This window comes from Porphyrobacter sp. MBR-49 (genome assembly GCF_053628655.1).
In genome coordinates this window covers 421,410-435,534 of sequence record NZ_JBRJGU010000001.1, presented here as the reverse complement: position 1 = coordinate 435,534, position 14,125 = coordinate 421,410, and the positions used below count along the sequence as shown (strand labels likewise).

Here is a 14,125-nt window from a genome sequence, read left to right as displayed (position 1 = left end):
GCGCGGCCCATGCACAGGGTGCAAGCGCGGTTGCGCCAACGGCAATAAATAGTCCGACTTATGCCGATTTGGCGACACTTTCGGACGCGGCTGACCTGGTTATTCGCGTCCAGATTCGCCGCCAGACCACGCTCAAGCCCGAACGTGCACCCGGTCTGGCACCGGGATTCGCCCGGCTTTTTATAGAAGCAAACACGCTGGCGGTGATCGCCGGACGCAGCGGTGCCGGGTCGGCGCTGGCCTATCTGGTTGACGTGCCGCTGGACGCGAAGGGCAAGGTGCCCAAGCTCAAGAACCGCGAAATGGTGCTGTTTGCCGACCCGGTGCCGGGTCGGCCAGGCGAAGTGCGGCTGATCGCGCCCAAGGCGCAATTGGACTACACGCCCGAACTGGAGGCCCGGCTGCGCCCGATCCTGACCGAGCTTTACGCCGCCGATCCAGTCCCGCGAATCACCGGGATCAGCGATGCGCTGGCGGTGGCAGGCACCCTGACCGGCGAATCGGAGACGCAGATCTTCCTCGCCACCGAAAGCCGCGCGCCGGTGTCGCTCACCATCCTGCGCCGTCCGGGCCAGCAGGTGCAGTGGGGCGTGTCTTGGGGCGAAATCATCGATGCGGCGGCGCGCCCGCCCGCGCCTGAAACGCTGCGCTGGTATCGCCTCGCCTGCGCCCTGCCCGCGCAACTGCCGAGCAGCACCAACCTCGCGCGGGATCCGTCCGAACGACGGCTTGCGGCGGCGGATTATGCCTTTGTCATCAGCCAGCTTGGAGCCTGCGAGCGGCGGATTACCTGAGCTGCCCTAGTCACCTCGCGGCTTGACCGCGCGCGGACGCAGGTTAAGCGGCGTTTCCGGTTAATCATGGAGGACCGCTTGCCCGATACCGCTGCCCCGCAACCCAAGCCTTTGCGCATTGCCATCGCCGGGCTCGGCACAGTGGGCGCGGGCGTTATCCGGCTGCTCGATACCAACGCCACGCTGATCGCGGCGCGCGCGGGGCGGGCGATCGAAGTGGTATCCGTCAGCGCGCGTGACCGGAGCAAGGATCGCGGCGTCGATATCGGCCGCTTTGCGTGGGAAGACGACATGACCGCGCTGGCGCGACGCGGTGATGTGGATGTGGTGGTGGAACTGGTCGGCGGGTCGGATGGCCCGGCGCTCGCCCTCTCGCGCGCGGCGCTGACGGCGGGCAAAGGCCTCGTCACCGCCAACAAGGCGATGGTGGCGCATCACGGGCTGGAATTGGCACAGCTTGCCGAGGCGGCGGGCGTTCCGCTGAAATTCGAAGCCGCAGTGGGCGGCGGCATTCCCGTGATCAAAGGCCTGCGCGAAGGCACATCGGCCAATGCGCTGACCAAGGTTTACGGCATCCTCAATGGCACCTGCAATTATATCCTGTCGACGATGGAGCGCACCGGCGCGGATTTCGCTGACGTGCTGGCCGAGGCGCAGCGGCTGGGCTTTGCCGAGGCTGATCCGGCCTTCGATATCGAGGGCGTGGACGCGGCGCACAAGCTGGCGATTCTCGCGGCGATCGGGTTCGGCACGCGGATCGATTTTGCCGGGGTGCGGGTCAATGGCATCACGCAGGTGCGCGCCGCTGATATTGCTCAGGCCGATGCGCTCGGTTTCGTCATCCGGTTGATCGGTGAGGCCGATGTCGAAGAAACCCCCGCAGGCCCGCGCCTGCTGCAGCGCGTGCGCCCGTGCCTCGTCGCCAAGGGCCACCCCTTAAGTGCGGTCGACGGCGCGACCAACGCGGTGGTGGCTGAGGGCAATTTTTCCGGGCGCCTGCTGTTTCAGGGCGCAGGCGCGGGCGACGGCCCGACCGCAAGCGCGGTGGCGGCTGACCTGATCGACATCGCCCGCGACGAAGTGGGCGCGCCGTTCTCGATCCCCGTCGCGCAGCTTGCCGCCATGCCGCCTGCCGAACCCGGCCACCGCACCGAACGCACCTATCTGCGCTTCATGGTCAAAGACCGGCCCGGCGTGCTGGCCGAAATCACCGCCGCGATGCGCGATGGCAATGTTTCGATCGAAAGCCTGATCCAGCAAGGCCGCGGCCATGATGCGGGTGAGGTGATGGTGGCGATGGTCACGCATGAAGGGCAGGAAGCCAACGTCACCGCTGCGCTCGCGCTGCTCGAAGGATCGGACAGCCTGACCGGCGATCCGCTGGTGCTGCCGATTTTGCCGTTGTAGCATTTATGAATCCCCGCGCAGGCGGGGATCTCAGGCGATATAGCCCCAAACCGATGGAGGCCCCCGCCTGCGCGGGGACTCGCAGCTATTTTGGTGGTGGAGCCTCGCCCACCTCCGGCAACCCCAACTCCGCTTCGAGTCGCCGCCGCGCCTCGTCCGATAGCGGGGCATCGTCCGATTCCAGCGGAGCCAGCCCCTGCGCCACCCGTTCCGCGTCAGACCCGGCAGGCGGAGGCGGGATCGCCTCCACATCTACGATCAGCGCGGGTGGATCGGGACAGGGCGGGAAAAAGCACAGCCCGCTGATCGTGGCAGGCCCGCGAAAGATGCCGGGGCCAGCCACGTCAGGCGGGGCAATCGTTCCCGCGCCTTGTGTGCGTTCGGCATAGTCTTTCAGCCACGCCTCACGGCTGCCGCTGTAGAGCTGCGAGGTGTCCACCTCCAGCGCGCGGCACACCACGATTTCCCCCGCGACCACGCCCGCGTCCTGCTGGTCCGCGCATTCCTTGATCAAGGCCGCATTGGCCGCTTCGGGCGCGGGCGGCGGTACGAGAATGTCGATCTGATCGGGCGGCGCGGCGCTCGGTTCCTCCGGCCCCAGATCGATCGGAATGCGTTCCGGCGCGGGCGCAGGCGTCGGCGAAGTCGAGCGGGGCGGAAGGCGCGACGCCGATGCGGGCGGCTGAAATGGAGGCGGCAACCGGGGCGGTGCGTTGGCCGCCAGCAGCATTGCGGCGCTTATGCCATGCCAGAACATTGCGGTGCCCTAACCGCCCTTCTTCTTCCCGCGCGGGGGAATCACCGTCCTGATCCCTGCCGCCTCACGCCGGGCCTTTTCCTCTTCCTCGGACAATTCGCGATCCTGATCCAGCGGCGGCAATCCGCGCGCGATCCGGTCTGCATCGGAACCGGCGGGAGCTTTGGGCAGCGCGGTGACATCGATCATCAGTGCGGGCGGCGGCACAGAGCCAAAGCCGATGGAATTGCCGTGGTTGGGAATCCCGAACGCCTCTGGTGCACGCGGCACATCCGCAAACGCGGTTTCTTCGGCGTAGCGTTTCTGCGCATTCTTGCGGCTGCCGCTCAAGGAATTGCTGCCATCATCGGCGATCTGGCGGCACACCACGATTTCGCCGCTGATCGTACCCGCATCGGCGCGGTCTTCGCATTCGATTGCCTGCGCCTGATTAACCTCACCGCGCGGCACGGTGACCAGCACATTGATGCGCGGGCGCGGCGGCGGGGCTGGTGGCGAAGGGGCCGGTGGCGGCGGCGTTTCAGCGGCGGGCGCTGTCGCGGCGGTGTCATCCTGTGCGGCCACAGGATCGCTGATCACCAGCGCCGCAGCTGAGAGGGCCAAAAACAGCATGACGTTACGGAAACCCGGCGCAACAGGAATGGCATTGCTCGACAAACCCGTCTCCATCAGCCTATGCGCGGGGGCATTCCCAAGGTTTTTGCAACCAAAGCGATAAAAGGCTGAATTGCGCATGAACTCGCCAACCACTACCGACCGCAACGCCGCCAATCAAGGCGTGGGGCAAGCCCCTGATGACAACGCCATCCAGCGCGTGCTGGTGCTTGAACTGGTGCGCGTCACCGAAGCAGCCGCGATTGCTGCGGCGCAATTGATCGGGCGCGGCGATGAAAAGGCTGCCGACGCCGCCGCGGTCGAAGCGATGCGCCGCGCGTTCGACAATCTTTATATGGATGGCACCGTGGTGATCGGCGAAGGCGAGCGTGACGAAGCGCCGATGCTGTTCATTGGCGAAAAGGTCGGGATCGGCAAAGGGCCGGAGATCGACATCGCGCTCGACCCGCTCGAAGGCACAACCATCACCGCCAAGGCCGGCCCGAATGCGCTGGCGGTGCTGGCGGCGGCGGAAAAGGGCTGTCTGCTCAACGCGCCTGACGTTTACATGGACAAGCTGGCGGTCGGCCCCGGCTACCCCGAAGGCATTATCGACCTCGCCAAATCCGCGACCGAAAATGTGATGGCGGTGGCGGCGGCCAAGGGGGTGAAGCCGTCCGACATCAATGTCTGCGTGCTTGATCGCCCGCGCCATTCCGAACTGATCGCGGAACTGCGCGGGATCGGCTGCGGGGTGGTGCTGATCGGCGATGGCGATGTCGCGGGCGTGATCGCGGTGACCGACGAGGAAACCACGATCGATATGTATATGGGCCAGGGCGGCGCGCCCGAGGGCGTGCTGGCAGCGGCGGCTTTGCGCTGCGTCGGCGGGCAGTTCAACGGGCGGCTGGTGTTCCGCAACGATGATGAAAAAGCCCGCGCGAAGAAGTGGGGGATCACGGATCTCAACCGCATCTACAAGCTGGAAGATCTGGCGAAAGGTGACTGCATCTTCGCAGCGACCGGCGTGACCTCAGGCTCGCTGCTCGACGGGGTAAAGCGCCGCCGCCGGCTGACGGGTGAGGTCTATATGACCACCGAAAGCGTGGTGATGCGCGCTAGTTCTGGCACGGTGCGGTGGATACGGGGCGAACATCGGATCGCGTGAGTCGTTGATAGGCGCAGGGTCGCCCCAAACGCGGCGGTCCTCCGCACCGTCTCACATAAACTTGCGGTGGATTAAAGGCGAGCATCGGATCGCGTGAGTGGTTGACGGGGGCAAGGGCCGCCCCAAACGCGGCGGCCCTCCGCGCAACGTCAGGCCAGAACTTCTCCGTGCGGCACCAGCATCCCGCGCTGCACGGCGGGGCGCGCACCCACCTGCTCCAGCCACCGGGCAATCGCAGGAAAGTCGGCCAGATCAACCCGCGCCCAATCGTGCACCGCAACCCAGGGATAGGCGGCGATATCGGCCAGTGAATAGGCATCCCCGGCCAGATAATCGTGGCGGGCAAGCTGCTGTTCCAGCACCGCGTAAGCCCGGCGCACCAGCGCGACGTGGTGTTGCATCGCGATATCCGATGGTTCGGGGGCAAGGCTGGTCCAGTGGTGGGCATTGCCGGTCATCGGGCCAAGCGATGTCATCGCCATCATCAGCCACACCAGCACCGCTTCGCGCGCCGCACCGCCGGGGGGCAGGATCGCCGGATCGCGCGCGCCGAAATGGAACAGGATCGCGCCGGACTCGGTCATCACATGCGCATCTCCCTGTTCGCGCCAGGTGACAATCGGCAGTTTGCCATAGGGATTGAGCGCAAGGATCGCGGGCGCAAATTGTTCGCGGGCGCGGATGTTGACCGGGTGGACCCGGTATTCCAGCCCCAGTTCTTCAAACAGGATCGATACCCGGCGCGAATTCGGCGTGGCCCATAAATAAGCTTCAAGCGTTTCGATCTGCATTACCGGGTGCCGTCCTCTGTCAATCTTCAACGCCCTATAATGCACGCCGATTGAGTTGTCCGAAAATACCCGATAGGACTGCGGCAATGGCGATTTTGGCTCTGATACTGATCGAAGATCGCCGGAACGCCGGGTGCCCCGCGCGCCATCTGACCGGTTTTGGCCATGCTTGAATATGTCCTGCGCCGGATCGTGGCGACCATCCCGGTGTTGTTGCTGGTGGCAATCATTGTGTTTTCGCTGCTTTACCTTGCCCCCGGCGATCCGGCGGCGGTGCTGGCAGGCGATCAGGCGAGCGCCGAGGAAATCGCCCGCATCCGTTCGTCGCTGGGGCTGGATCAGTCGTTCCTGCAACGGTTTTTGCAGTGGGGTGGCGGGGTTTTGCGGGGCGATCTGGGGCAATCGGTGTTTTCCGGCCGCCCTGTCACCAGCCTGATCGCGCAGCGGCTCGAACCGACCATCGCGCTTACCGTATTATCGCTGCTGGTGGCATTGCTGATCGCGATCCCGCTGGGCGTGCTGGCGGCGTGGAAGCCCGGAAGCTGGCTTGATCGCGGGGCGATGGGGTTTGCGGTGCTGGGCTTTTCAGTGCCAGTATTTGTGCTGTCCTACTGCCTGATCCTGCTGCTGGCGGTCGCGCTGCCGGTGTTGCCGGTGCAGGGATACAAGCCGTTGATGGACGGGATCGGCCCATTCCTCCGCCACATGATCCTGCCCGCCTTTGCGCTGGGCGTGCTGAACGCTGCGCTGATTGCGCGCACCACCCGCGCCGCGATGCTGGAGGTGCTGCGGCAGGATTACATCCGCACCGCGCAGGCCAAGGGATTGCCGGTGATGCGGGTGCTGATCGGCCATGCGCTGAAGAACGCGGCGATCCCGATTGTCACGATTATCGGCATCAGTTTCGCCATGCTGATCAGCGGGGTGGTGGTGACCGAAACCGTGTTCAACATCCCCGGCGTGGGGCGGCTGACAGTCGATGCGATCCTGCGCCGCGATTATCCGGTGATCCAGGGCGTGATCCTGCTATTTTCGGTCGCCTATGTGCTGCTCAATCTGCTGATCGATCTCAGCTACGGTCTGTTTGATCCGAGGATCAGGCTATGACCGCGGGGGTTGCGCAGGCCATGCGGCAGCATCGCGGTGCCGCAGTCGGAGCGGCGTTGCTGGCGGCGATGGCGCTGGCAGCGATCGCCGCGCCGTTGATCGCCCCGATCGATCCGCAGTTGATCGCGCCGTTTGACCGGTTGCAGGACCCCGATGCGCGGTACTGGTTCGGCACCGATCAGATCGGCCGCGATGTCTTCAGCCGCACGGTTTACGGCGCGCGGGTGTCGATGATGGTCGGCTGCGTGGTGGCGCTGACAGCGATCTTTTCCGGCCTGCTGCTGGGACTGCTGGCGGGCTTCATCCGCTGGGTCGATGGCATTTTGATGCGGGTGATGGATGGCCTGATGGCAATCCCGTCGATCCTGCTGGCGATCGCGCTGGTGGCGATTTCCGGGCCGAGCATCCGCAGCATCGTGATCGCCATCACTATCGCCGAAGTGCCGCGTGTGACGCGATTGGTGCGCGGGCAGGTGATCGCACTGCGCGGGCAATTGTTCATCGAAGCGGCCACCACCGCAGGCACATCGGTGCCGGTGATCCTCTATCGGCATATCGTACCCAACCTGCTCGCCCCGCTGCTGGTGCAGGCCAGTTACGTGTTCGCCGCAGCCGTGATGACCGAGGCTGTGCTGAGCTTCATCGGCGCAGGCGTCCCGCCCGAAACGCCAAGCTGGGGGAACATCATTTCCGAAGGCCGCACCGTGTTCCAGCTGGCGCCGCATATCGTGCTGTTTCCCAGTCTGGTGCTGTCGGTGATGGTGTTGTCGGTCAATATTCTGGGCGACGGACTCCGCGATGCCTTCGATCCGCGTTTCACGGGGCAGCCATGAGCGCGCGGCAACCCCTGTTGGTGATTGACCATCTGGCGGTCGAATTTCGCGGGCGCGATGGCACCACGCGCGCGGTGGACGATGTCAGCCTGACCCTTCATGCTGGCGAGATTCTGGCGCTGGTGGGCGAATCCGGTTCGGGCAAAAGCGTCACCTCGCTCGCCGCGCTGCGGCTGATTCCCGATCCTCCGGGCAAGATTGTTGCAGGCACCATCCGGCTCGACGGGATCGACCTCGCCTCGCTCGATGATCGTGCCTTGCGGCGGGTGCGCGGCAAGGATCTGGCGATGATCTTTCAGGATCCGATGAGCTCGCTCAACCCGGTGCTGACCATCGGCCAGCAAATTGGCGAGGCGATCCGTCTGCATGAAGGCGGTAGCGACGAAGCCGTGCGCGCCCGCATCATCGAAGTGCTGGAACTGGTGAGGATTCCGCAGGCCGATATGCGGATCGATCAATATCCGCACCAGCTTTCGGGCGGGATGCGGCAGCGGGTGATGATCGCGATGGCGCTGTCGTGCGGGCCGCGCGTGCTGATCGCGGATGAACCGACCACCGCGCTCGACGTGACGATACAGGCGCAAATCCTCGCACTGCTGCGCGATCTGCGCGAACGGCTAGGCATGGCGATCCTGCTGATCACGCATGATCTGGGCGTGGTTGCCGAAAATGCCGACCGGGTGATCGTGCTGTATGGCGGGCGCAAGGTCGAAGAAGGCCCGGTCGATGCGCTTATCCGCAATCCGCGCCATCCCTATACGCGCGGCCTGCTGGGATCGATGCCGCATCTCGATAGCGCGATCAGCGATGATGCGCACGCGCGGCTGGTCGAAATACCCGGTGCGGTGCCGCACAATGCCGGCAGCCTGCCCGGCTGCGGGTTCGCCGCAAGATGCCCGCTGGCAGACGACCATTGCCGCACCAACCGCCCGCCGCTGACCGCGGTTGGCGCTGACCGGCTGAGCGCGTGCTGGAAACATGATCAACTGGCCGGGGGTGCGGCATGACTGCGCTGCTAGAGGTGACCGGACTGATCAAACGCTTTGCGCACCCGCGCAGCCTGATCGATCAGCTGCGCGGCAAACCCGCAGGCGCGGTGCAGGCGGTGAGCGGGGTCAGCCTGACCATCGCCGCCAACGAAACGCTGGGTCTGGTGGGTGAAAGCGGCTGCGGCAAATCGACCGTGGGGCGCTGCATCCTGCGGCTGGAACAGCCCGATGGCGGCACCATCCGGCTGGATGGCGAGGACATTTCGCAATTGCCCGAAGCCCGCCTCAGGCCGCTGCGGCGGCGGCTGCAGGTGGTGTTTCAGGATCCCTTCGCATCGCTCAACCCGCGCCGCAGCGTGGGTGAGGCGGTGGCCGAACCCTTGCGCAATTTCACCGATCTGCGCGGGGGGGCGCTGCGCGAAGAAGTGGCACGCCTGTTCGAACGGGTGGGCCTGCGGCGCGATCAGATTGACCGCTTTCCGCACGAATTTTCGGGCGGACAACGCCAGCGCATCGGCATTGCCCGCGCCATCGGGCCGCGCCCCGATCTGATCATTCTGGACGAGCCGGTATCGGCGCTGGACGTGTCGATTCAAGCACAGGTGGTCAATCTGCTGATGGATCTGCAGGACGAATTCCGCCTGTCCTATCTGTTCATCGCCCATGATCTGGCGGTGGTGCGCCATATCAGCACGCGGGTGGCGGTGATGTATCTGGGCGAGATCGTCGAGACGGGGCCGCGCGATGCGGTGTTCGCCCGCCCGCGCCATCCCTATACCGCAGCCTTGCTGTCAGCCGCGCCGATCCTTGACCCGGCCAAGCGCGATGCGGCCGAACGGATCATCCTGACCGGCGATCTGCCCAGCCCCAGCAATCTGCCGTCGGGTTGCCGGTTCCACACGCGCTGTCCGTTTGCGCAAGGCGTGTGTTCCACCACCGCCCCGCCACCAGTCGACGCGGGCGGGGGGCATATTGCTGCGTGCCATTTCCCGCTGTCATCGCCTGCGTAAGTCAGGCGCGGTTGGCCGGCGCCTTGGTGATATTCCAGAACACGCTGCTGCCCGGCACGCTCAGCACGCCTTGCAGGTTGTTGCGATAGGCGATCGGATTGTACCACAGGCCAATCGGAACATAGGGCAACAGCCGATATGCACTGGCCTGAATCTGGTCGGCCAGCGCCTGACGTTCGGCATCGGACTGGGCATAGGCATAGCGGTCGATCAAGGCCTGATGCGCCGGATCGCACGGCCAGCCCGGCCACGCCGCATCGCAATTGGCCTGCATCGGCGAATTGGCGACCGGGTCTGACACATCGACGCCGGGCCAATAGGTCAGCCCGATATGCCAGCCTCCGTCTTCCGGCGCAGCACGATTGGCGCGGCGGGATGACATCGCGCCAAAATCCATCGCCTGCAAATCTACCTTCGCCCCGATCGAGCGCAAATCATCGGCCAGCACCAGCGTGGCAAGGTTCATGAACTGGATATCGGTGGGGTGCAGGATCACCAGCGGACGGCCATCATAGCCCGATTGGGCCAGCAATTGCCGTGCCTTTTCCCGGTCTGGTGCGAAGCCTTCGGGGATGCCCGCCGTGCTGCCGAGTTGCGAGCCACACACGAAGAATTCGTTGCAGGCCTGCGTCATGTCGGGGTTGCCGAACATCGCCTGCAGATAGCGCCGCTGATCGATCAGATAGAGCAGTGCCTGCCGCGCGAGCGGATTGTCGAACGGTGGATGCAGGTGGTTCATCCGCAGCATTCCCTGCGTGCCCAGCGGATCGTTGCGCACGATGGTAACATCCTCACCGCGCAGCATCGGCAGGAATTCGGCGGTCGGGTTTTCGACGTAATCCACCTCGCCCGCGGCCAACGCCAGCACGGCGGACTGCGGGTCGCGGATATTGTGCCATTCGACCCGGTCAACCAGCACGTGCTTGCCCCCCGCAGCTCCGCTGGCCGGTTCAGCGCGCGGGACATATTGGTCGTTGCGGGCATAGACAGCCACGCCGCCCGGTATCCATTCGGCATCGACAAACCGGAACGGGCCTGATCCGGTGGTGTCGCGGATTGGCGCTGTCACGCTGGTTTCAGCCAGCCGCCGCGGCATGATCGCCGGAACCGGCCCGCCGGTCTTGGACAGGGCCTGCAACATCAATCCGTAAGGCCGGTCAAGCTGCCAACGCACCGTGCGGGCATCATCGCTGGCAATCCGCGAGGTGACAGCAAATATCTGCCGGCCATAGGCATCACGCGCGCTCCACCGCCGCAGCGATGCGATCACATCATCCGCCGTGACCGGCGCGCCGTCATGGAAGAACAGCCCTTCGCGCAGGCGGAATGTCCACGTCAGCCCATCGGCGCTGCGATCCCAGCTTTCGACCATTTGCGGCTGAACCATGCCGCCAGCATCGCGGGCAAACAGGAAATCATACACCATCATCGCGTGGCGTTGGACAATGCCGATGGTGGTGACGATCGGATCGAGCGCCTGCAGATCGGCATAGGGCACGATCCGCAAGGTGTTGCGCGTATCGACCCTGGTGCACGAAACGCTCAATCCAGCCAGCGCCACGGCGCTGGCGGATCGACCGACAAACTGGCGTCTGCTTAACATTCCCGCCAGTCCTGCCGATCGATCCGGTTCATGTGCCGATGCAATCAGAACTTGGCCGAAACGCCGACGAAGAACTCCGTCCCGATGGCGTCATAGGTGTCCGGCCAGGTGTTGTTGCGTTCCTGCCGGGTGCCGAGCAGCGGCGGGCCATTGTCCAACACGTTGTTGACCCCGCCCCACAGATTGATCGCCTCGTTCAGGTCGTAGGTGAACGACAGATCGACATAATTCTGCGCCGTGATCCGCTGCACCGCCACAGTCGAAGGGGCAGGAGACGTCCCGCCCCGCCGATTGGCAAGCTGCAGGTCTTCAACCGTGACTGCATCGATCCAGCGGTGACGCACGCTGAGCGACAGACGATCGGTCGACCATGTCGCGCGGCTGGTGGTCTTGAACTCGAATTTTGGTTCGCCGCAGGTCGGCCCGAACAGACCGATGCAGAAATTCTGGTTGTCTGCCAGATCCTGAACCGGCGTGATGGTGAATTCGTCCACCCAGCCACCGGCGACATTCAGATCCAGACGGCTACCGCCACCGGTTTCGATGCGGTAATTGACCTGGACGTCAATGCCGGATGTTTCCAGCCGTCCGATATTTTCATTCAGCGCAAAGACGGGAAACTGGGTGTCGATGATACCGCTGGTCGGATTGCGGGAAACCGCCTGACACGCCACGCTATCGGGATTGCGGATCTGATTGAAACACAGATCAAGGATGCTGTTGACGCCGCCTGCCAGCGGGCTGATCGCGCCTTTGAGCGAAATATCATAATAATCAATCGACAACCGCAGCCGGGGAATGAAGGACGGCGTTACGATCACCCCAAAGGTATAAGTGTCTGATTTTTCTTCGCGCAGGTTGGCGTTGCCGCCCAGCACACCGGGAATCTGGTCATTCGGCTGCACCGCCGCATTGCCCACCAGTGCGGCCGGAACCCCATTGGCGATGCACAGATCGCGCAAGATTGTATCAGTGGCCGCTGCCGCCCGTGCGCACGGATCGGTCGCCGCAACCGGGAAGGTGCGATTGCCGCCGAAGGCTTCGCCGACATTGGGCGCACGAATGGCGCGCTGATACTGCCCGCCAAAGGCAAGATCCGAAGACACCTGCCAATCAAGCCCGCCCTGATAGGTCCACACCCCGCCGACCTGTTCAAGGTCATAGTCCGAATAACGGAAGGCCGCATTGACCGCCAACTCGCGGGCGAAGGCGACATCGGTCAGCAACGGCACGCGAACTTCGCCAAACAATTCCCACACATCGATGCTGCCTTTGGTGGCAGTGATCGGGTTGAACCCGGCGATGTCCCCTGCCGCCAGCAAGGCATCGGGCCGGAAATTGGCTGAGCTTGAACGGTATTCGCCGCCCACCGAAAAGCCGACCGGGCCAGCGGGCAGACTGAACAGCGTACCGCTCAGGTTGCCTGCGACGACGTGCAGATCGGTGATGTCGATATTGGTCGATTCCACGCTGATGAAATCAATCCCCGCCTGCGAGATATTCGGCCCGAACGGATTGACCAGCGGAGCAGCGCCGCCGGGGCCGGAAAGAATGCCTTCGCGGAATTTCGACAGCGAGACATTGCCCATCTGCAATTGCGTGTTCTTTGACCGGGCATAGGAATAATAGGCTTCCCAGCGCAGATCGCTGAAGGCGTTCTCCCCCCCAGCGATCTCGCCGCGCAATCCGCCCAGCACACGCCAGGCATCGCGGTCATCGAAATTGCGGCGTGGCCCGACTTCCTGCAAGCGGCGATTAATCGTCAGGTTCACCAGCCCGTCATTCGCCGCCGCACCCGTCTGATTCTGGTCAATCACCTGCAAGACATTGGCCAGCGGCGCACCGATAAAGGGGTTGTTGACCTCAATCGGCATGGATGCGTTGATAAAGCTCGATGCGAAACCCAGCACCGTCTTGTTGTTGGTAAAGGCTCCCTCGACGAAGGCGGTTACCCCATCGGTCAGATCATAATGGGCAAGCGCGGTAACGCCCCACCGTTCTTGCGGGAAACGCAGGAAATTGTTTTCAAGGAAGTTGAAAGCGTCGTTGGCACCGGCAGCATTTGGCCCGATGTAGGGGCGGACATTCAATCCGCTGTCGTCAGGAATGAACCCGTTGGCACCAATTCCGGTGAGCCCGGCGGCAGCATAAGCCGCTGCCAGCCCGGGGATGGCAGCAATCGCCGCGGTTGTTGAAGGCAGACCGGAAAACCGCCCGTTGGGCACAAAGCTGGAACCGCCCGGGCCAAGCTGATCGACCCCGTTCACCGCAATATCGGTCAGAACCTGGCGCGAAAACGCACGGTCTTCGGTGCCGATCGCCTTGCGGTCGGCGTAATTGGCCGAAACCGTGATGTTGCCGCGATCACCGCCAAAATTGGTGCCTGCGGTCAGCGTCACGTCAACGATGCCGCCGTCCCCCCGGCTGTCGAGATTATATTGCCCGCGCGCTTCGACCCCTTCGAAATCATCGCGCAGGATGTAATTGACCACCCCGGCAATCGCATCCGAACCATACACCGCCGAAGCCCCGCCGGTGACCACTTCGACCCGCTCGATCAGTGCCGCCGGGATCGCATTGATGTTGGTGACCTGGGTGGCATCGAAAAAGACATAGCGCCGCCCGTTGACCAGCACCAGATTGCGGCTGGCACCCAACCCGCGCAGGTCAAGCGTGGCCGCGCCCGTTCCGGTGGCACTGGCAAGCGAATTGGAACCTGACGTGGTGGCCGGCACAAATTGCGGCAGGGTATTGAGCAGGTCTTCGGAATTGATTGTGCCCGCCAATTGCAGGTCTTGCGCCTGCACGCTGACAATCGGCACCGACGCCGATTGCCGTTCACGCCCGATGCGTGAACCTGTCACCATGATGACATTGGTGGACTCCTCGGCGGCCTGTTCGCCCGCGTCTTGCGCCATTGCCGGTTGCGCCGCGAAGGCTACTGCCAGCGCAATTGTCGAACTTCCAACCCACTTTTTCATCTCTATACCCCCGATAAATAACCCTGAGCCGACGTCGCATTAAGCGATCACGGCGCTACCAAAATTTGTTGACCCGCCCCAACGCCAGTCC

General features: G+C 64.0%; 12 protein-coding genes. 7 read left to right on the top strand and 5 right to left on the bottom strand.

What is annotated here, in order from left to right:
* Nucleotides 1–68: 68 nt before the first annotated feature.
* On the top strand, nucleotides 69–794 hold the full coding sequence (locus tag ACSSV3_RS02030) for a hypothetical protein (protein ID WP_354326841.1): 726 nt from the start codon (nucleotides 69–71) through the stop codon (nucleotides 792–794).
* A gap of 78 nt (nucleotides 795–872) precedes the next feature.
* Entirely contained in the window at nucleotides 873–2,201 is a 1,329-nt protein-coding gene (locus ACSSV3_RS02025) for a homoserine dehydrogenase (RefSeq protein WP_454184739.1), read from the top strand.
* A gap of 85 nt (nucleotides 2,202–2,286) precedes the next feature.
* Here the strand turns inward: ACSSV3_RS02025 and ACSSV3_RS02020 are convergent, their stop codons facing one another.
* Nucleotides 2,287–2,958 (bottom strand): hypothetical protein, encoded by a 672-nt coding sequence (locus ACSSV3_RS02020; protein ID WP_354326844.1) that lies wholly within the window; start codon nucleotides 2,956–2,958, stop codon nucleotides 2,287–2,289.
* Nucleotides 2,959–2,967: 9 nt separating this feature from the next.
* Nucleotides 2,968–3,627 carry a hypothetical protein gene (locus ACSSV3_RS02015; RefSeq protein WP_354326846.1) on the bottom strand — a complete coding sequence of 220 codons (660 nt, stop codon included), beginning with the start codon at nucleotides 3,625–3,627 and terminating at the stop codon, nucleotides 2,968–2,970.
* Nucleotides 3,628–3,691: 64 nt separating this feature from the next.
* Here ACSSV3_RS02015 and glpX point away from each other — a divergent pair, with 64 nt between their 5' ends.
* The gene (gene glpX, locus ACSSV3_RS02010) at nucleotides 3,692–4,720 is read left to right on the top strand and encodes a class II fructose-bisphosphatase (protein ID WP_354326848.1); all 1,029 of its coding nucleotides are present in this window, start codon (nucleotides 3,692–3,694) and stop codon (nucleotides 4,718–4,720) included.
* A 149-nt stretch (nucleotides 4,721–4,869) separates the two neighbouring features.
* Here glpX and ACSSV3_RS02005 read toward each other — a convergent pair whose 3' ends face one another.
* The gene (locus tag ACSSV3_RS02005) at nucleotides 4,870–5,541 is read right to left on the bottom strand and encodes a glutathione S-transferase family protein (RefSeq protein ID WP_354326849.1); all 672 of its coding nucleotides are present in this window, start codon (nucleotides 5,539–5,541) and stop codon (nucleotides 4,870–4,872) included.
* A 135-nt stretch (nucleotides 5,542–5,676) separates the two neighbouring features.
* Here ACSSV3_RS02005 and ACSSV3_RS02000 point away from each other — a divergent pair, with 135 nt between their 5' ends.
* Genes ACSSV3_RS02000 through ACSSV3_RS01985 form a run of 4 tightly spaced genes read left to right on the top strand, consistent with a single transcriptional unit; the run spans nucleotide 5,677 to nucleotide 9,450 of the window.
* Nucleotides 5,677–6,618, top strand: a complete 942-nt coding sequence (locus ACSSV3_RS02000) for an ABC transporter permease (RefSeq protein WP_354326851.1) — start codon at nucleotides 5,677–5,679, stop codon at nucleotides 6,616–6,618.
* A complete protein-coding gene (locus ACSSV3_RS01995) occupies nucleotides 6,615–7,451 on the top strand; it encodes an ABC transporter permease (protein WP_354326853.1) in 837 nt (278 codons plus the stop codon). The genes ACSSV3_RS02000 and ACSSV3_RS01995 overlap by 4 nt, the downstream gene beginning before the upstream one ends.
* A complete protein-coding gene (locus ACSSV3_RS01990; RefSeq protein WP_354326855.1) occupies nucleotides 7,448–8,458 on the top strand; it encodes an ABC transporter ATP-binding protein in 1,011 nt (336 codons plus the stop codon). Before ACSSV3_RS01995 ends, ACSSV3_RS01990 begins: the two co-directional genes overlap by 4 nt.
* Nucleotides 8,455–9,450: an ABC transporter ATP-binding protein gene (locus tag ACSSV3_RS01985; RefSeq protein ID WP_354326857.1), complete on the top strand. Its 996-nt coding sequence runs from the start codon at nucleotides 8,455–8,457 to the stop codon at nucleotides 9,448–9,450. The genes ACSSV3_RS01990 and ACSSV3_RS01985 overlap by 4 nt, the downstream gene beginning before the upstream one ends.
* 1 nt (nucleotide 9,451) lies before the next feature.
* Here the strand turns inward: ACSSV3_RS01985 and ACSSV3_RS01980 are convergent, their stop codons facing one another.
* On the bottom strand, nucleotides 9,452–11,053 hold the full coding sequence (locus ACSSV3_RS01980) for an ABC transporter substrate-binding protein (protein ID WP_354326859.1): 1,602 nt from the start codon (nucleotides 11,051–11,053) through the stop codon (nucleotides 9,452–9,454).
* A gap of 44 nt (nucleotides 11,054–11,097) precedes the next feature.
* The gene (locus ACSSV3_RS01975; protein ID WP_454184738.1) at nucleotides 11,098–14,034 is read right to left on the bottom strand and encodes a TonB-dependent receptor domain-containing protein; all 2,937 of its coding nucleotides are present in this window, start codon (nucleotides 14,032–14,034) and stop codon (nucleotides 11,098–11,100) included.
* Between the last annotated feature and the right edge of the window lie 91 nt (nucleotides 14,035–14,125).